This window comes from Comamonas sp. Z1, from assembly GCF_008121555.1.
Taxonomy (GTDB): Bacteria; Pseudomonadota; Gammaproteobacteria; order Burkholderiales; family Burkholderiaceae_C; genus Comamonas; species Comamonas thiooxydans.
Genome location: NZ_VOQT01000011.1, coordinates 64,440 through 82,522, shown reverse-complemented (window position 1 = coordinate 82,522; position 18,083 = coordinate 64,440). Strand labels below are relative to the sequence as shown.

19 protein-coding genes are annotated in these 18,083 nt (G+C 64.3%); 10 read left to right on the top strand and 9 right to left on the bottom strand.

What is annotated here, in order from left to right:
• Positions 1-11 precede the first annotated feature (11 nt).
• Complete coding sequence (locus FSY45_RS28280; RefSeq protein ID WP_003065878.1) at positions 12-146, top strand: hypothetical protein; 135 nt, start codon at positions 12-14, stop codon at positions 144-146.
• A gap of 22 nt (positions 147-168) precedes the next feature.
• On the opposite strand, the gene FSY45_RS18480 is transcribed toward FSY45_RS28280, so the two are convergent.
• The 6 genes from FSY45_RS18480 to FSY45_RS18455 all read right to left on the bottom strand — a co-directional run bounded on the left by FSY45_RS18480 (position 169) and on the right by FSY45_RS18455 (position 3,912).
• Positions 169-492, bottom strand: coding sequence for a hypothetical protein (locus tag FSY45_RS18480; RefSeq protein ID WP_148748152.1), 324 nt, complete (start codon positions 490-492; stop codon positions 169-171).
• 3 nt (positions 493-495) lie between these two features.
• A complete protein-coding gene (locus FSY45_RS18475; RefSeq protein WP_057094788.1) occupies positions 496-1,035 on the bottom strand; it encodes a CbrC family protein in 540 nt (179 codons plus the stop codon).
• A gap of 12 nt (positions 1,036-1,047) precedes the next feature.
• Complete coding sequence (locus tag FSY45_RS18470; protein ID WP_081034031.1) at positions 1,048-1,539, bottom strand: low molecular weight protein-tyrosine-phosphatase; 492 nt, start codon at positions 1,537-1,539, stop codon at positions 1,048-1,050.
• On the bottom strand, positions 1,536-1,904 hold the full coding sequence (locus tag FSY45_RS18465) for a hypothetical protein (RefSeq protein WP_148748151.1): 369 nt from the start codon (positions 1,902-1,904) through the stop codon (positions 1,536-1,538). Before FSY45_RS18465 ends, FSY45_RS18470 begins: the two co-directional genes overlap by 4 nt.
• Positions 1,905-2,005: 101 nt before the next feature.
• Positions 2,006-3,076, bottom strand: a complete 1,071-nt coding sequence (locus tag FSY45_RS18460; RefSeq protein ID WP_003065888.1) for an adenosine deaminase — start codon at positions 3,074-3,076, stop codon at positions 2,006-2,008.
• Between the two features lie 50 nt (positions 3,077-3,126).
• Positions 3,127-3,912, bottom strand: a complete 786-nt coding sequence (locus FSY45_RS18455) for a sulfite exporter TauE/SafE family protein (protein WP_034391635.1) — start codon at positions 3,910-3,912, stop codon at positions 3,127-3,129.
• A 45-nt stretch (positions 3,913-3,957) separates the two neighbouring features.
• On the opposite strand from FSY45_RS18455, the gene FSY45_RS18450 reads away from it, so the two are divergent.
• Positions 3,958-6,528 (top strand): ABC transporter permease, encoded by a 2,571-nt coding sequence (locus tag FSY45_RS18450; RefSeq protein WP_148748150.1) that lies wholly within the window; start codon positions 3,958-3,960, stop codon positions 6,526-6,528.
• A 13-nt stretch (positions 6,529-6,541) separates the two neighbouring features.
• Here the strand turns inward: FSY45_RS18450 and FSY45_RS18445 are convergent, their stop codons facing one another.
• Positions 6,542-7,417 (bottom strand): LysR family transcriptional regulator, encoded by an 876-nt coding sequence (locus tag FSY45_RS18445; RefSeq protein ID WP_057093303.1) that lies wholly within the window; start codon positions 7,415-7,417, stop codon positions 6,542-6,544.
• Positions 7,418-7,633: 216 nt separating this feature from the next.
• On the opposite strand from FSY45_RS18445, the gene FSY45_RS18440 reads away from it, so the two are divergent.
• The 5 genes from FSY45_RS18440 (at position 7,634) to FSY45_RS18420 (ending at position 13,415) form a co-directional block, all read left to right on the top strand.
• Entirely contained in the window at positions 7,634-9,118 is a 1,485-nt protein-coding gene (locus FSY45_RS18440; protein WP_370512839.1) for an MFS transporter, read from the top strand.
• Positions 9,108-9,512: a group II truncated hemoglobin gene (locus tag FSY45_RS18435; protein WP_003065899.1), complete on the top strand. Its 405-nt coding sequence runs from the start codon at positions 9,108-9,110 to the stop codon at positions 9,510-9,512. The genes FSY45_RS18440 and FSY45_RS18435 overlap by 11 nt, the downstream gene beginning before the upstream one ends.
• Before the next feature lie 94 nt (positions 9,513-9,606).
• Positions 9,607-11,697 carry a bifunctional 2',3'-cyclic-nucleotide 2'-phosphodiesterase/3'-nucleotidase gene (locus tag FSY45_RS18430; RefSeq protein ID WP_148748148.1) on the top strand — a complete coding sequence of 697 codons (2,091 nt, stop codon included), beginning with the start codon at positions 9,607-9,609 and terminating at the stop codon, positions 11,695-11,697.
• Between the two features lie 97 nt (positions 11,698-11,794).
• Positions 11,795-12,382 carry a LemA family protein gene (locus FSY45_RS18425; protein ID WP_003065903.1) on the top strand — a complete coding sequence of 196 codons (588 nt, stop codon included), beginning with the start codon at positions 11,795-11,797 and terminating at the stop codon, positions 12,380-12,382.
• A gap of 4 nt (positions 12,383-12,386) precedes the next feature.
• The gene (locus FSY45_RS18420) at positions 12,387-13,415 is read left to right on the top strand and encodes a M48 family metalloprotease (protein ID WP_003065904.1); all 1,029 of its coding nucleotides are present in this window, start codon (positions 12,387-12,389) and stop codon (positions 13,413-13,415) included.
• Between the two features lie 64 nt (positions 13,416-13,479).
• Here the strand turns inward: FSY45_RS18420 and FSY45_RS18415 are convergent, their stop codons facing one another.
• Positions 13,480-14,136, bottom strand: coding sequence for a Smr/MutS family protein (locus tag FSY45_RS18415; protein WP_057093297.1), 657 nt, complete (start codon positions 14,134-14,136; stop codon positions 13,480-13,482).
• Positions 14,133-14,825, bottom strand: coding sequence for a DNA repair protein RadC (radC, locus tag FSY45_RS18410; RefSeq protein ID WP_003065907.1), 693 nt, complete (start codon positions 14,823-14,825; stop codon positions 14,133-14,135). The genes FSY45_RS18415 and radC overlap by 4 nt, the downstream gene beginning before the upstream one ends.
• A gap of 113 nt (positions 14,826-14,938) precedes the next feature.
• Here radC and FSY45_RS18405 point away from each other — a divergent pair, with 113 nt between their 5' ends.
• The 3 genes from FSY45_RS18405 to serS all read left to right on the top strand — a co-directional run bounded on the left by FSY45_RS18405 (position 14,939) and on the right by serS (position 18,063).
• Positions 14,939-15,409: a peptidylprolyl isomerase gene (locus FSY45_RS18405; protein WP_003052041.1), complete on the top strand. Its 471-nt coding sequence runs from the start codon at positions 14,939-14,941 to the stop codon at positions 15,407-15,409.
• A 164-nt stretch (positions 15,410-15,573) separates the two neighbouring features.
• A complete protein-coding gene (gene ispH, locus FSY45_RS18400) occupies positions 15,574-16,563 on the top strand; it encodes a 4-hydroxy-3-methylbut-2-enyl diphosphate reductase (protein WP_003065908.1) in 990 nt (329 codons plus the stop codon).
• A gap of 183 nt (positions 16,564-16,746) precedes the next feature.
• Positions 16,747-18,063, top strand: coding sequence for a serine--tRNA ligase (serS, locus tag FSY45_RS18395; RefSeq protein ID WP_003065910.1), 1,317 nt, complete (start codon positions 16,747-16,749; stop codon positions 18,061-18,063).
• The last annotated feature ends 20 nt before the right edge of the window (positions 18,064-18,083 follow it).

Genomic DNA, 18,083 nt, shown 5'->3' with positions numbered 1-18,083 from the left:
ACCATGCGGACATGTATCGACTGATGCGGGCCACGCGGCAAGAGCGCCAGGCCCTGCGCCAGGCGCTTTCCGAAGGCTTGCATTTTCCGGGCGCTACGGTGCCGGGTGTCTGCGGCCGCCATGAACTGGCGGTGGGTGCGCCGTAGCCTGAGCGCTTCAGCGGCTTGCTCAAAGCGGGTCGTAGCGCGCGTGCCTGGGGTTGAACCAGCGCAGTTCCTGCTTGCCCAGGCTTTGCAGATGCTCCCGCGCCTGTTGGACAAGAGGCATTTTCAGATCCTTGGGCTGCAGCGGGCGTGACTTGCCGGCTTCTTCCAGTCGCAGCACGCTGGCTTGCTCCCTGGTATCGCTATAGCTGCGCACCACAAGACTCAGGCCGCTCAGCGTAAAGCGGTAGATGTCGTACTCGTAGTAGTACTCGTAAAAGCCTTCGGCATCAGCTTCGCTGGCGTCGATATGGTGGCTGAACTCCACCTGCATGATGTCCGTGTTCATGCCTCAGGTGCAATCGGTGTGCAGCCGATGCATGCCGCACTTCACGCAGCGAAACAGGTAGCCGCCCACCGGATCACCGGTCTTGCTGATGGCCTGCAGATAGCGCTCCGGCATGTTGGCTATATCGGCTTGCAACTCGGCCTGCAGGGTCTGGATTTCGGCGTAATCGGTATAGCCAAGAAAGGCACAGGGCTGGTTGCAATGCACCAGCCACTGCTCCTGTTGCCAGCTGTGATAGCTGGGCGTGCGTTCGCAGACTTCCAGCAGCAGCACGTGATCCATGACGATGCTGTCAGGTTCGTCGGGATCGGCGCTCACGCCTTCAATGCCCAGGTAGTCGTTGAATTCACCCTCATATTTCTTGGCCGCGCTGCCGTCGGCAATACACCAGGGGCAGAGATAGTCCGGCTCTTCGCGGCTGTAAAACGAGCTGTTGTACTTGAGCTCACGCGCCTGGCCACAGCAGGAGCAGGTACCGCTTTCAGCCACAAACAGATCCAATGCATAGGCATTGGGGCTGAGTCGGAATTTCGGCAAATCCATGGAGAGGTCCATTCAGGTCTGGCGATTCTGGACGATGTTTTGCAGCAGATTTCGGCAGGCATCTTCCACCAGATCGAGCACATGCTCGAAGCCGCTGTCGCCGCCATAGTAGGGATCGGGCACTTCGCGCTCGTCAAAGCGCTGGCAGTAGTCGGTCAGCCGCTTCATGCGCTGCTGCTGGGCGGGTGTGGCGATGCGGCGCGCAGCGACTTCGTTGGCGCTGTCCATCACCAGTACCAGGTCGAAAGCGTCGAAATCCTGCTTCGTCAGCTGCCGTGCACGCTGTCGGCTGAGGTCATAGCCCCGGCGGCGCGCATGTTGCTGGCTACGGGCATCGGGAGCCTCCCCTACGTGATAGCCGTGCGTGCCGGCGGAGTCCACTTGCACCAGATGCTGAAGACCCGCATCCGCCACCATTTTTTCCAGCACGCCGTGGGCAGTGGGACTGCGGCAGATGTTTCCGGTGCAGACCATGAGAACGCGAACGGGTTTGGCGGCAGTCATGGCTGATCTTTCACTGTGGCTTGTACTTCGGCCATCCTGGTTTCCAGTGTGCGGATCTGGGTCTTGAGCTGGCGCATGCTGCTTTGCATGGTCACGGCCAGCAGGCGACGCATGCCTTCGAAGAACAGCACCATGAAAAGCACCACGGGCAGGACACCCCAGCGCAGCCAGGGCGAGGCCTGGTTGAGCCATGCGACGGCGCAGACCACCACGGCCATGGCGACAGCAAGATAGTTCCATTTCCTCGAACTCTGCATCTTGCTTTCGTACTTCTGCGCGGTGGCTTCGAGCTGCTGTTCGGTGACTCTGAGTTTGGCAATCGACGCCTGAATCTCTTCAAGGCTGGAGGGCTTGTCTGACGGCATAGGGCAGATGGTCGTTAAGAGAAGAGGCGGGTGTTCTGCCTGCTTGAATTGATTTTGATAGCTGAAGGCACTTTATGGGAAAGCGCTGCAGCGATATTTGATTAGAAGTGGTGTGTGCTGCTCAATGCATCGAACTCTGCGCTCCACTGCTGGCGCAGGCTGCGCTTTTCGCTCTCGTCTATCCAGGCCGCATCGATGCCGTTGAGCATGAAGTCCCTGAGGTCGGCAATCGAAAAACCAAAGTCGCTGACCATCTTGGTCCAGGCCCCTGTGGGGTCCACATGGTGCAGCGTGGGGTCGTCGGTGTTGGGGTGGATGCGAATGCCCATGGAAGGCATTTTTCGGATCGGGTGGTCCAGCGCCCAGCGCTCGGGTGCCAGCGTGCGCAGATAGTAGGAGTTGGTCGGCACCACGGTGAACACAATGCCCAGATCGGCGCAGCGCTTGGCCAGATCCGAGTTGTCGATGACGGTGTAGCCGTGGTCGATGCGGTCCACCTTGAGAGTCTCTATGGCCGTTTGCAGATTGTTCCAGGGCAGGCCGAATTCGCTGGCATGGGCCGTGGTCTTGAGGCCGTTCTGGCGCGCCAGCGCATAGGCCTCGGCGAACAGCTCGGGCGGGCGCTCGTTTTCGCGGTAGTCGATGCCGATGCCGGGCACATCTTCATGGCGGTTGTCCAGCATCCATTGCACCATCTGCACGGCGGCCTCGGCCGGGGCTTCGCGGTCGATGGACGGCACCAGGCGGCCACGTATGCCGCAATCCTTTTGCGCGGCTGCGGCGCCGGCCAGGATGGCTTGCTGGGCGGCGGCATAGCTCATGCCCGAGCATTGCACCGTGCCCGTGGGGTTCCAGAAGAATTCGGCATAGCGCACATGGTGGGCTGCGGCATCCTGCAGGTATTCATAGGTAATGCGCTCCAGATCGGCCGGCGTCTGCAGCAGCCACTCGTCGAGTGCGCGCAGCACGCGCAGCACGCCCACGGGCTTTTCGCCGCGCGTGTAGAAAGCCTCGATTTCTTCGGCAGTCAGCGGCGCCTTGGCGCGCTGCACCAGTTCGATGAAGGTGTTTTTTCTGACCGTGCCCAGCAGATGGCAGTGCAACTCCATCTTGGGGATGGCGTGGGCAAAGGCGGTCAGTTCAGGTGTGGGGGCAGTAGGCGCGGCATTCATGCCGCAGATGGTAGTGGCTTGCGATCAGCCTTGCCGTAGGCAGTTTTACGTTACGGTGCCAGGAACAGCCGCGGCACGGACGCCGCCAGCATGGCGATGCCCGAGCAGGTCAGCAGGCTCAGCACGATCTGGCGAAAGCGGGCATCGCTCACGCCTTTGTAGACGCGGGTGCCGAAGATCACGGGCACCAGCACGGCCGGCAGCACGATGGCGAACGAGGGCCACATGGCGGGCTTGACCAGGCCGGTGGCCAGATAGCTGGCCATGGTGACGGCCAGCACCGAGAGGTTGAAGTTCTGGATCACCGTGCGTTGCACATGGCGCTCAAAGCCGCGCAGCGTGCACCACAGCGTGGGCACGGTGCCGCTGAAGCCGCCCAGCCCGCCCATGGCGCCGCCGATGAGCCCCGCAATCGCATCGCTGCAGCGGGCCAGCAGGCCGCCTCCCAGCGTCAGCCGGGGCAGGTGGGCGCTGAGCAGCATGGTGGGGCACCACAGCACCAGCAGGCAGCCCAGGCCGAACTTGAACCAGTCCATATTGAGATGCGGCATCACGGCCACGCCCATGGGAATGCCGGCCAGACCGCCGGCGATAAACGGCAGCAGCGACTTCCAGTGAAATTCGCGCCGCACGGTGAAGGCCGCAATGATCTGCCCCGTCAGCGAGCCGAACACCGAGAGCACGGCGGCCAGCTGCGGCTCCAGCACCCAGGCCCAGAACGACATGGCCACCATGCCGAAGGCAAAGCCCGACAGCCCTTGCACAAAGCCTGCCACCGCGGCCCCCAGGGCCACCACCAAGATCACTTCCACGTTCTGGCCTCCGTCTGAAGGCATCGATTATCGTCCCGCTCCAGCAGGGCATTGCCATGCAGTTCTGGCATGGCGGCAGGCCGCTGCGCTATCGTGCAGACCATGCAAGCATCATCTGTCTGGATTCTGGGGCTGCGCAATCTCTGGCGCGATCTGCGCGCTGGCGAGCTGCGCCTGATCATCGTGGCCGTGCTGCTGGCCGTGGCGGCACTGAGCTCGGTGGGTTTCTTTGCCGACCGCCTGCAGGCCGGCCTGCAGCGTGACGCCCGCCAGTTGCTGGGCGGCGATGTGGTGGTGGTCAGCGACAACCCCGCTCCCGCGGTTTTTGTGCAGCAGGCCAGGCAGCAGGGGCTGCAGACCGTGGCCACGGCCAGCTTTCCGACCATGGCGCGGGCCGCCCAGGAGCAGGGTGGTGCCAGCCGTCTGGTAGCGCTCAAAAGCGTGGAGCCCGGCTATCCTTTGCGCGGCGTGCTGCACCTGAATCAGGGGGCGGGTCAGCCAGACCTTGAAGTGCGCGCGATTCCTGAAAACGGCCATGCCTGGGTGGATGCGCCGCTGCTGGAGGCGCTGGGCCTGAAGCTCGGCGACCGACTGCTGCTGGGCGATGCGAGCTTTCATATCTCGCACATCATTGCCATCGAGCCCGATCGTGGCGCGGGTTTCATGAGCTTTGCCCCGCGCGTGATGATCAACAGCGCCGATCTGGCCGCGACGCGCCTGGTGCAGCCGGCCAGCCGCATCACCTATCGCCTGGCCGTGGCTGCGAAGTCAGACGCCGGGCGCGGCGCGCAGCGGGCCGCGCAGGACTATCTGGACTGGGCGCAGGAGCTGGCCAAGAGCCTGCATGGCGTGCGTGTGGAATCGCTGGAAAGCGGCCGCCCCGAAATGCGCCAGACCCTGGACAGGGCCGAGAAGTTCCTGAGTCTGGTGGCGCTGCTATCGGCGCTGCTGTCGGCCGTGGCCGTGGCACTGGCGGCGCGTGCTTTTGCCAACAGCCATCTCGATGCGTCGGCCATGCTGCGCGTGCTCGGCCAGAGTCAGCGCCGTATCGCCCTGGCCTATGTCGTGGAATTCGTGAGCATTGCCCTGGCCGCCAGCGCGGCCGGCGTGCTGCTGGGCTGGGCCGTGCACCATGTGTTCATCTGGCTGCTGGCCGGACTGGTCGAATCCGCCCTGCCTGGCGCGAGCCTGTGGCCCGCATTGTTCGGCATGGGCATGGGGCTGACCCTGTTGCTGGCGTTTGGCCTGCCGCCCGTGCTGCAGCTGGCCCAGGTGCCACCGCTGCGCGTGATGCGGCGCGATCTGGGGGCGCTCAAACCCGCCTCATGGCTGGTGCTGGGCGTGGGCGTGACGGGGTTTGCGGCCTTGCTGATGGTGGCTAGCCGCGACATCAAGCTGGGCCTGATTGCGGTGGGCGGCTTCGCCGTCGCCGTGTTGTTGTTCGCGGGCCTGGCCTGGCTGGCCGTCAAGCTGCTGCGCCAGGTGGTCAATGAGGCCACGGCGCCGCGATGGCTGGTAATGGCCACGCGCCAGGTCTCGGCCAAGCCCGTGTATGCCGTGGTGCAGGTCAGCTCGCTGGCCGTGGGGCTGCTGGCCCTGGTGCTGCTGGTACTGCTGCGCACCGATCTGATTGCCAGCTGGCGCAAGGCCACCCCTGCCAATGCGCCCGACCGCTTTGTGATCAATGTCCAGCCCGATCAGGCGCAGGACTTTCAGGCCGCGCTGAAAAAGGCTGGCGTGCACAGCTATGACTGGTATCCCATGATTCGCGGCCGGCTGATCGCCGTTAACGACAAGGCCGTCAGCCCCGATGATTATGAGGAGGATCGCGCCAAGCGACTGGTGGACCGGGAGTTCAATATCTCCACTGCCGAAACCATGCCGGATCACAACCAGATCGTGGGCGGCCGCTGGCAGGCGGGCGAGCAGGGCGCGATCAGCATGGAGGAAGGCATTGCCAAGACCCTGGGCTTGAAGCTGGGCGATACGCTGCGCTTCGATATCGGCGGCGAGGAAAGCGAAGCCCGCATCACCAGTCTGCGCAAGGTGGACTGGAGTTCCATGCGCGCCAACTTCTTTGTGATCTACCCCGTGCAGCACCTGGATAACGTGGCCGTGACCTATCTGGCGGCCTATCGCGCGCCCGATATCAAGGGCTTTGACAATGCGCTGGTCAATGAATTTCCCAACATCACCAATGTCGACCTGAGCAGCACGCTGGCCCAGGTGCAGCAGGTGATGGACCAGGTCATACGCGCCGTGGAGTTCCTGTTCGGCTTCACGCTGGTGGCGGGGCTGGTCGTGCTGTTTGCTTCCGTTACCGGCACGCGTGAGGAAAGAGCGCGCGAATACGCCATCATGCGCGCCGTGGGAGCCAGGTCGGGCCTGCTGCAGCAGGTGCAGAGCGCCGAGCTGGCCGGAGTGGGCCTGATGGCTGGCTTTCTGGCCAGCTGCGTGGCCCTTGCCGTGGGCTGGGCGCTGGCGCGCTGGGTGTTCGATTTCGAGTGGAATGTGCTCTGGTGGGTGCCCCTGGTGGGCGCGCTGGCGGGCGCATTGCTGGCCTGGCTGGCCGGCTGCTGGGCCTTGCGCGAGGTGGTCAGCCGCCCCGTGATGATCACGCTGCGCCAGGCGGCGGAATAAGAATGTTCTAAGGCTAGCCCTTGAACAGCCGCTCGCTCGCAAAGTCCACAAAAGCCCGGACCTTGGGCGAGAGCTGGCGGCTGGAGGGCCAGAGTGCCGAGAACTGCCCGCTATGCGTGAGCTGCTCGGCCAGCACCTGCTGGAGCTCGCCACGCGCCAGTGCGTCGCGGGCCAGGAAGTCGGGCATATAGGCCAGGCCCAGGCCTGAGACGGCTGCGCCCAGCATGGCTTCCATATTGTTGCAGACCAGGGCGATGGGCATGGCCGGCAGCCCGGGCAGCATCCACTCCTCGAGCTTGCCGCTGTTCAGAAAGCGATAGCGCAGGCTGCTGTGTCCGGCAAGGTCGGCCGGTGTGAGCGGCACGCCGCGCTCGGACAGATAGGCCGGCGAGGCTGCCAGAATGAAGCGAAACGGCCCGAGTCGGCGGGCCACCAGCCGCGAGTCGGCCAGCTCGCCGCTGCGGATGACCACATCGAGGCCGGCTTCGACAACATCGACCAGATGGTCGTTGAAGTCCAGATCCAGCTCCACCTCGGGATAGCGGGCCTGAAATTCGGGCAGCACGGGCAGCAGAAAACGGTAGCCGATGGTGGGCAGGCTCACGCGCAGCCGGCCTCGCGGCGCCTCGGCAGCGGCCTGCATGGCAGCGCGTGCATCGTGCAGCTCGTCGAGTATGCGCCGGCAGCGCTCGTGGAACAGAGTGCCTTCCTGCGTCAGACGCACCTGGCGTGTGGTGCGATGGAACAGGCGCAGGCCGAGCTGCTGCTCCAGGCGCGCCACGTTCTTGCCCACGGCGGAGGCCGAGATGCCGAGTGCGCGGCCGGCCTCGGCAAAGCTCAGAAGATCGGCGGCACGTACAAAGGACTCAAGTCCGCTGAAGCTGTCCATGGTAATTGGCAACCTTTGGTTGGTATTGTTGGGAGTGCTAAAGATATTTTCGTTTGATTGGAGCGCTTTTATCGTTCATGTCTGATTGATTCACGAAGCCAGCCCTCCATGTCTTGCTCCACTTCTCCATCCCGCCTGCAGGCGGATCTTCCTGTTGGCGCCCGCCGCGCATCGCCTGTCTGGGTGCTGCTATCAGTCTGCCTGGCCGCTCTGGCCATGCCGCTGAGCTTTACCGGGCCGGCCGTGGCACTGCCGGCGCTGCGCGAGGCACTGGGCGGCGGCCCTCTGGCGCTGAACTGGGTCACCAATGCCTTCATGCTGAGCTTCGGCGCCACACTGATGGCGGCAGGAGCACTGGCCGATGTCTACGGGCGGCGGCGCGTGTTTCTGGCGGGGCTGGCCGTCGTGGCGGGCAGCGTGCTGCTGCAGGTCTGCCTGCAAGGCAAGAGGGCCATCATCGGCTTCGATCTGTTGCGGGCGCTGCAGGGACTGGGCGCGGCTGCTGCACTGGCGGCAGGCACGGCAGGCCTGGCCCAGGCCTACGATGGTGCCAGGCGTACCCGGGCCTTCAGTTTCGTGGGTACCTCCTTTGGTGTGGGACTGGCCTTCGGGCCATTGCTGTCGGGTTGGTTGCTGCAAAGCTGGGGTTGGCGCAGCGTGATGCTCAGCGCCGCCGTCGCAGCATTCGCTGCGCTGCTGCTGGGCCTGCGCCATATGCCGGAGTCGCGCAATTCGCAGGCACAGCGGCTGGACCTGCCGGGGGCGCTGTCGTTCACGCTGGCGCTGGCTCTGTTGACCTGGGGCATGCTGCAGTTCCCGGAAACGGGCTGGTCGCATGGCCGCACATGGCTGCCGCTGACGGCTGCCCTGCTGGCGGCAGCAGCCTTTGTGCAGATCGAGTGCCGCAGTGCCCACCCCATGCTGGACCTGTCGCTGTTCCGCTATCCGCGCTTTGTCGGTGTGCAGTTGCTGGCCGCAGCACCTGCCTATGCCTTCGTGGTGCTGCTGGTGCTGCTGCCGCTGCGCTTCATCGGCGTGGAAGGTCTGGCACCGCTCGAGGCCGGGCAGCGCATGTTCGTGCTGTCGCTACCCATGCTGTGCGTGCCGTTGCTGGCGGGCTGGCTCTCGCGCTGGCTGTCGGCAGCCTTGCTCTGTGGGGCGGGACTGCTGGTCTGCGCCGCGGGCTTGCTGTGGCTGGGCCGCTGCGCGCCCGGCTCGGACCTGGCGCAGATGGCCGCACCGCTGCTGCTGATTGGTCTGGGCATAGGCCTGCCCTGGGGGCTGATGGACGGGCTGGCCGTGACGGTGGTTCCGCGCGAGCGTGCCGGAATGGCCACGGGCATCTTCAGCACCGTGCGTGTGGCGGGCGAAGGCATTGCCCTGGCCGTGGTCGGGGCGGCGCTGGCAGCGCTGCTGGCGCGGGAGCTGGCGGTCATCTGGCCGTCCATGCCGCATGGCTCGGCCGTGGCCCAGATGCTGGTCACCGGCAATATGCAGGGAGCGCTGGCGCTGATGCAAGACGCATCAGCCGCCGAGCTGCTCAAGGCCTATGGCCTGGCTTTTTCCAGCTTGCTCGATGTGCTGGCGGGCGTGACGGTGCTGACGGCCGTCGGTGTTTTCGCATTCCTGCGCTCGGGTACGGACATGCAGCATGTCCGACAATCGGGACTGACTCGCAAAGCCGCTACACATGCAGATTGAAGAAAAGCCCCCGTTTGACACCCCCTACGAATGGATAGGCGGGGAAGAGAAAGTCCAGCAACTGGTGACCCGCTTCTATGACCTCATGGATCTGGAGCCCGGCTACAAGGAGCTGCGCGCCGCCCATGGCAGCACGCTGGCCGACGCGCGCCAGAAGCTGTTCTGGTTTCTCTGCGGCTGGCTGGGCGGCCCCGACTATTATCAGGATCGTTTCGGCCATCCGCGTCTGCGCATGCGCCATATGCCGTTTTCCATCGGCATCCAGGAGCGCGACCAGTGGGTGGCTTGCATGGATCAGGCCATGGGCGAGACCGAGGTGCCCGAGGCCTTGCGCACGCGTCTCAAGGCCAGTTTCATGAACACGGCGGACTGGATGCGCAATCGCGGCGCCTGAGTTCTTGCCCTCGGCTTCAAAGCGTCAAATTTCCTTCACGATGTTGTAAGAAGCCCTGCCGACACTGCCTGTTTTTCAACAAGCAGGGTCAACCATGCAGGATTTCGATTTGCCTGGCGCAAAGCTGCGTTCAGGCGGTTTCTTCTCGGTATTGCAACAACGCCGCCATGTGCTGACGGCCGTGGGCTGTGCCGCCTTGCTGGCCGCCTGCGGCGGCAGCGACGACAGCAGCACAACGCCTGTCAGTGCGCAGCCTGCCACGGCGACGCTGGCCGTTCTGGAGACCACGGACCTGCACTTCAATGTGCGCAGCTATGACTATTTCAAGCTGGCCGAAGACAAGACCTATGGTTTCGAGCGCACGGCCACGCTGATCCGTGCGGCTCGCAAGGAATTTGCCAACACGCTGCTGGTGGACAACGGCGACACCATCCAGGGCACGGCCCTGGCCGACTACGAGGCCGAGGTCAAGCCCATCCCCTGCACGCAGCAGCTGTCCATGTACAAGGCCATGGGCGCGTTGAGCTTTGACGCGGGCACGCTGGGCAATCACGAATTCAACTACGGCCTGCCCTTTCTCAACCAGGTGCTGGGCGGCGGTCTGGATGTGGATGGCGTGGATGCCAGCCAGAAATGCGCGGGCAACGGCTATCCAGCCGTACTGGCCAATGTCTACAGCAGCAAGACCAGGAAGCCGCTGGTTCAGCCCTATGCCGTGCTGGAGCGCACCATGGTGGCCAAGGGCAGTGACGGCAAGGAAGTCAGGCTGCCCATCAAGATCGGCGTGATCGGCTTCACCACGCCGGGCATCATGAACTGGGACAAGCGCTATCTCGAAGGCAAGGTCTACACCGAGGGCGCGGTGGAGGCTGCCGGCAAATACGTGCCAGAGTTGCGCGCCAAGGGGGCCGATGTGGTGGTGGCGCTGCTGCATGGCGGTCTGGACGGCTCGGCCTATTCGGCCACCATGGAGAACCCCGGCCTGTATCTGTCCAAGGTGGCGGGCATCGACGCCATGGTCATGGGCCATCAGCACAGCGTGTTCCCCGACCTGTCGGCCAAGCCTGCATACAGCCAGAACGGTGTGGACAACCAGGCTGGCACCATCAACGGCGTGCCTGCGGTCATGGCCAGCTCCTGGGGCAAGGCTCTGGGCGTGATCCAGTTGCCGCTGCAATGGGACGGCAAGAAGTGGAGCGTGGCCAAGACCGGCAGCAAGAGCGAGCTGCGCAACATCCAGAACAAGGATGCCGCGGGTGCCACGGTGTTTGTGGATGCCGACCCGGCCGTCGCGCCGCTGATCGAGGCACAGCATCAGGCAGCCATCAGCTACGTGAAGACGCCCATAGGCAGCACTGACTTCCGCATGAGCACGCTGTTTGCCGATGTGGGCGACCCCGGCGCGATCCAGATCGTCAACCAGGCCCAGCAGGCCTATGTGGCCAGCTACATCAAGGCCAATCTGCCTCAGTACGCCAGCCTGCCCGTGCTCTCGGTGAGCGCGCCGTTCAAGTCCGGCTTCCAGGGCGGCAAGGACTTCACCGATGTGGCTGCCGGCTCGCTCGCCATCTACAACGCGGCCGACCTGTATCTCTACCCCAACACCGTATACGCGGTGAAGGTCAACGGCGCCGACATCAAGAGCTGGCTGGAGGCTGCAGCCAAGCGCTTCAACCAGATCGACGTGAACAAGACGGCGGAGCAGCCCTTGATCAGCAGCTTCCCGGGCTACAACTTCGATATGTTCACCACCGCCGATATGCAGTACGAGATCGATGTGACCCAGCCGCTGGGCAGCCGTATCAAGAACCTCAGATATCTGGGCAAGCCCATCGATACGGCGCAGGAGTTTGTGATCGCCACCAACAACTACCGGGCCACCAGCGGTGCCAGCTTCATCCCCAAGCTCGACGGCTCGTCGGCCATCTGGGCATCGCCCGATGCGAACCGTGATGTGGTGATCGAGTATGTGCGCAAGAATCCGCAGATTACCAGAGCGGCCAATGGCGCAGCCAAGAGCTGGCGCTTTGCCAAGGTGACGACGGCCGGCCCGGTGGTGTTCAGCTCCGGCACCAATGCCTTGAGCGTGGCCCAGGCGGCAGGCCTGACGGGAGTGTCTGTGCTGGCGGCCGATGACGGCTCGGGCAAGGGCATGAGCAAATACCAGCTCGATCTATCCAAGTAGGCGGCGTTGCCGCAATGACTGCCGCCGTGGCTCCAAAGGCCACGGCGGCTTTTTTCTGGGACTGGCTATGATGCGAGAAAATTTTCAGGGAGAGGGTATGACGGCATATATCGCGCTGGCAGTGGTTGTGGTGATCGTGATCTGGGCAGTTGCCCTCTACAACCGCTTGCGCACGCACAAGAACCAGGTGGAGAACGCGTTTGCGCAGATCGACGTGCAACTCAAGCGCCGTCATGACCTGATTCCCAATCTTGTGGAGGTCGCACGCGGCTATATGCAGCACGAAGCCCAGACGCTGGAGGCTGTGATTCGCGCACGAGGCGAGGCCGTCAGCGCTGCCGACAAGGCCCGTCAGTCGCCGGGCAAGGCGCAGGCCATGGGGGCTCTGATGGCAGCGGAGCAGGTGCTGGGCGGTCAGGTAGGCCGTCTGATGGCGCTGGCCGAGGCCTATCCCACGCTCAAGGCCGATGCCCGCATGCAGCAGCTCAGCGAAGAGATCACCAGCACCGAGAACCGCATCGGTTTTGCGCGTCAGTCCTATAACGACGAGGTGCTGGAATTCAACAATCAGGCCGGACAGTTCCCGGATCTGATCGTGGCGCGGCTGGTGGGTTTTGTGCATATGGACATGCTGGCTTCGACCCAGAGCGAGCAGGAGCGCGCCGTTCCTCAGGTCAGGTTCTGAGCGCATGCGTTTCTGGGAGCGACAGCGCCAGGCCCGGCGCAGCACGCGCTGGTTGCTGCTGGTGTTCGGCCTGTGCGTGCTGGCCGTGGTGGCATCGGTGCACCTGGGCTTGATGCTGGCCTGGTGGCTGGGCACTCTGGCATTCGGAGGCTGGGACTATCCCACGGGCTTTGCGGCTGTGAATATCGGCGTGACCTTGCTGCTGGTGCTGGGCGGCTGCTGGATAGAGCTGGACCAGCTGCGCCACGGCGGGCGCCAACTGGCTCAGCGCGTGGGTGCGCGCGAGGCCAGGCCCGGCAGCTCGCTGGCCGAGCAGCAACTGTGCAATATCGTCCATGAAATGTGCATTGCGGCGCACTGGCCTGTGCCCCAGGTCGCGGTGCTGGCGCGGACCGAGGCCATCAATGCCTTTGCGGCGGGCTGGGATGCGGAAGATGCCGTCATCGCCGTGACCCAGGGTGCGCTGGACCAGCTCAGCCGTGAGGAAATGCAGGGCCTGGTGGCGCATGAGCTGTCCCATCTGCGCGAGGGCGACACGCGCCTGAACATGCAGCTGGCCGGCATGGTCTACGGGCTGGAGCTGATTCACAACTTCGGCCAGAGCCTGCGCGAGCGCGACAGCATTCTTACGCAATGGTTCGGCCTCTTCATCCAGGCCGCGGGCTTTGTCGGCTGGCTCGGCGGCCAGTTGCTCAAGGCCGCCGTATCGCGCCAGCGCGAATACCTGGCCGATGCGCGCGCCGTGCAGTGGACGCGCAGCAAGGACGGCCTGGGCGGCGTGCTGCGCAAGGTGCTTACGCAGCGTGAGCTGGCCGAGCAGCAGTACGGCAGCTGGCAGCAGGACACGCGCAGCCACCAGGGGCTGGACAAGCGCATCGTGCAGCATATGCTGCTGGCCGAAACACCCCATGCCAGCCGCCTCGAAGACTGGCTGGAATCCCACCCCACGGTGTCCGAGCGCATACGCCGCATCTACGGCCGCGATATGCGGCCGCTGCCCTTGCCGCTCAATACCGTGCTGCAAGGGAGATAAACCTTTTGGGCTCAAGCCCAATGGAGATAGACGCGAGCAGCTATCGGATTGGAAGCGATGGGGCTCAGAACAGCTTGCGCTTGCCCGGCTGCAGCAGCACCACCAGCGCGCCCGCGCCACCCTCGGCCGGGCGGGCCTGGACAAAGGCCAGCACTTCTTTTTTCTGGACCAGCCAGCGCTGCACCTTGCCCTTGAGCACGGGGGTGCGGCCCGGCGATCCCAGGCCCTTGCCGTGGACGATGCGCACGCAGCGCACGCCCGTGCGGTGCGACAGCCGGATGAACTGGCCCAGCGCCTCGCGGGCTTCGTCCGAGCGCAGGCCATGCAGGTCCAGCTGGCGCTGAATGCTCCAGTGGCCGCCACGCAGCTTGCGGGTCACGTCGAGACCGATGCCGGGGCGGCGAAAGCTCAGCTGATCGTCCACGTCCAGCAGGGTGCTGACGTCGAACTCGTCGCTCATGGCTTCGCGCAGCACGTTCTGTTCGTCCAGCACCATCTGCAGCGGCAGCGGGGAGGGTGCCGGCTCCAGAAAGCTGACTTCGTTGCGCGAGCGCAGTGGCGTGACCTTGCCGACGCTGAGCGCAAACAGATTGCGTTCACGCTCGCGCGCTGCACGAGCCTCGGCCTGGGCAGCGGCCAGGGCTTCGGCCTGTTCGCGCATCTGCTTGAGATGGCGGGAGATGCCGGCCAGATCCTGCAGCGAGCGGTGTGCGTGGCTCATAGCAGACCCTCCTCGGCCATGGAGCAGGCAGCGCCCGGCCCGACGATGATGTGGTCGAGCACGCGAACATCGATCAATGCCAGGGCGGCCTTCAGTGTGTTGGTCAGAGACCTGTCGGCACTGCTGGGCTGCACGCTGCCACTGGGGTGGTTGTGCGCGAGGATCACCGCGCCGGCCTGATGGTGCAGGGCGCGCAGCACGACTTCACGAGGGTAGACGGAGGTTTGCGTCAAGGTACCGCGAAACATTTCTTCAAGAGCCAGCAAGCGGTTCTGACTGTCCAAAAACAGCACGGCAAACACCTCGTGCGGCCTGGCCGCCAGATGCAGCTGCAGATAGTGCTTGACGGCTTCGGGGGAGGAGAGCACTTCCCGCTCGCGCAGCTGCTGTGCCGTGGCACGGCGGGCCAGCTCCAGCACGGCCATCAGCTCGGCGCGCTTGGCCGGGCCCAGGCCTTTGACGGCTGTCAAAGCCTGGTAGTCGGCGGCCAGCAGCCCGGCCAGACCGCCTGTTCCCTGGTGATCACCGGGCAGCTCCAGCAGCTCCTGCGCCATCTGCAGCACCGTCTTGCCGGCCATGCCGGTGCGCAGAATGACGGCCAGCAGCTCGGCATCCGAGAGCGCAGCCGCGCCCCGCTGCGCGAGCTTTTCGCGCGGCTGGGCATCCAGGGGCAGGTCTTTGATGGGCATGGGCGTCAGTGCTCGCTTGCACAAGGGGGGAGGGGCGGGCCGTCCAACTCAACGCAGCCGCGAAGAGGTTATAGGCTCGCTCTTACAATGCAGCCCAGTTTATCGGGACTTTCATGACCACAAGCGCAACCCCTTCGGATCTGCCCGTCGTGCAGGCAGGCTCTTTTCTCACGCTGCATTACCGCCTGGCGGGCCCTGCGGGCGATGTGATCAATACCTTCAACGAAAAGCCGGCGACGCTGTCGCTGGGTGCGGGCGAGCTGTCGCCGGCCATGGAAGACAAGCTGATCGGCCTGGCCGAGGGCACGCACACCACTTTCGAGCTGCCCGCTGGCGAGGCTTTTGGCGAGCGCAACCCCGACATGATGCAGTGGGTGGCCCGCAAGCTCATGAACGAGCTCGGCGACCCGCATGAGCAATACACCGCAGGCGATGTGGTTCAGTTCCCCACGCCCGACGGCAGCGGCAGCTACGCCGGCGCCGTGGTGCAGGTGCGCGAGGACGGCGCCGTGCTGTTCGACTTCAACCACCCGCTGGCCGGCCAGCCCGTGACGTTTGAAGTGAAGCTGATCGGGGTACTTTGAAATGACACACCCCCTGAGCTGCTGCGCAGCTTCCCCCTTCAAGGGGGACGACGGCCTTTGCTGCGGGGCGGCCCTTGCTGGGGTCGGCCCGTGCCGCCGTCCCGCGCTTCAAGCGCGCCAGTGTCATGCCGTGCGAGTGGTGCGTAGCGCCAGGGGGTATTGAAATGGTGGGTGCCAAGGAAGTCCTGCTGGCCGAGCCGCGCGGCTTTTGCGCCGGGGTGGATCGCGCCATCGAGATCGTGGAGCGGGCGCTGGCCAAGTTCGGCGCGCCCATCTACGTGCGCCACGAGATCGTGCACAACACCTTTGTGGTCAACGATCTCAAGGCCAAGGGCGCCATCTTCATCGAGGAGCTCGACGAGGTGCCGCCCGGCGCCACGCTGATCTTCTCGGCCCACGGCGTCTCCAAGGCCGTGCAGCAGGAGGCCGAGCGCCGCGGCTTTGCCATCTTCGATGCGACCTGCCCGCTGGTCACCAAGGTGCATGTGGAAGTCGCCAAGCTGGCCAAGGAAGGCTACGAATTCCTCATGATCGGCCACAAGGGCCATCCGGAGGTCGAAGGCACCATGGGCCAGCTCTCCGAAGGCATTCATCTGGTCGAGGACGAGGGCGATGTGGCCAAGGTGGCGCCGCGCCAGACCGAAAAGCTGGCCGTGGTGACACAGACCACTTTGTCGGTCGATGATGCCGCAGGCATCAAGGCCGCCATCAAGGCACGCTTTCCACTGGTGCGCGAGCCCAAGCAGCAGGACATCTGCTACGCCACGCAGAACCGCCAGGACGCCGTGAAGGTGCTGGCACCCCAGGTGGATCTGGTCATCGTCGTCGGCAGCCCGACCAGCTCCAACAGCAATCGTCTGCGCGAGCTGGCCGATCGTCTGGGCACGCCCGCCTATATGGTGGACAACGCGCTCGAGCTCAAGCAGGAGTGGTTTGCCGATGCGGCCCGCGTGGGCCTGACCGCCGGTGCCTCGGCGCCCGAAGTGCTGGTCGACGAGGTCATCGCCCGCATCCGGCAACTGGGGGCCGTCGCCGTGCGCAAGATGGACGGCATCGAGGAAACCATCAAGTTCCCGCTGCCCAAGGGTCTGAAGATCGACGCGGCCACGGGCCTGGAGATCGAAGTGCGCAAGGCGCCCGAGACCGGACATTGAGTCATGGCAAGCTGACTGCTTGTAACTTCATAGCGCCTTGCGCATGGTATTCAAAGATTACAGATGGTTTTTTATCTGAAAATCTATGAATAGCCTGCGCAAGGCGCTTTGCTTTTGATAGCTGACTGCTGTCATCCCCCGTGTATCGGCCGGGTGCGGCCAGTCGCTCTAAAATCCCCCTCTATGCTCGACATTCAACTTCTCCGCAAAGACCTGGATTCAGTCGTCGCCCGACTGCAAACCCGCAAGAACCCCCAAGCCTTCCTCAACGTGGAAGCCTTCAAGGCGCTGGAATCCGAACGCAAGTCCATCCAGACGCGCACGGAGGAGCTGCAGTCCAAGCGCAACCAGCTGTCCAAGCAGATCGGCATGCTGATGGGCAAGGGCGAAAAGGACGCCGCCGAAGCCGCCAAGGCCGAAGTGGCCGCCATGAAGACCGAGCTGGAACAATCGGCCACGCGCCTGGACCAGATCCAGACCGAGCTGCAGGCCATGCTGGCGGCCGTGCCCAATCTGCCTCATGAGTCCGTGCCCGTGGGCGCCGACGAGGAAGGCAATGTGGAAGTGCGCCGCTTCGGCACGCCCAGGAATTTCGACTTTGAGATCAAGGATCACGTCGATCTGGGCGCGCCCATCGGCCTGGACTTCGAAGCCGGCGTCAAGCTCTCCGGTGCCCGCTTTACCGTGATGCAGGGCCAGATCGCGCGCCTGCACCGTGCGCTGGCCCAGTTCATGCTGGACCTGCAGACCGAGCAGCATGGCTACACCGAATGCTATGTGCCTTACATCGTCAACAGCGATTCGCTCAAGGGCACGGGCCAGCTGCCCAAGTTCGAAGGCGATCTGTTTGCGGCCCAGAAGGGCGGCCAGGATGCCGAGCCCCTGCCCGACACCGCGGCTCTGTACCTGATTCCCACGGCCGAAGTGCCGCTGACGAATCTGGTGCGCGACGAAGTGCTGGCCGAAGACCGCCTGCCCATCAAGCTGACCGCACACAGCCCCTGCTTCCGTTCCGAAGCTGGCTCCGGTGGTCGCGACACGCGCGGTCTGATCCGCCAGCACCAGTTCGACAAGGTCGAGATGGTGCAGATCGTGCATCCCGAAAAGAGCTATGAAGCGCTGGAAGAGATGACCGGACACGCCGAAGCCGTGCTGCAGAAGCTGGGTCTGCCCTATCGCGTGATGAGCCTGTGCACGGGCGACATGGGCTTTGGCTCCGCCAAGACCTACGACCTCGAAGTCTGGGTGCCGGCACAGGGCACCTATCGCGAAATCAGCTCGGTCTCCAACTGCGAAGCCTTCCAGGCGCGTCGCATGCAGGCCCGTTTCAAGAATGCCCAGGGCAAGAACGAACTGGTACACACGCTCAACGGTTCTGGCCTGGCCGTGGGTCGTACGCTGGTCGCCGTGCTGGAGAACTATCAGAACGCCGACGGCTCGATCACCGTGCCCGAAGCACTGGTTTCGTACATGGGCGGCAAAACTTTGCTGAAGGCCTGATTTTTTAGGCTACAATAGAT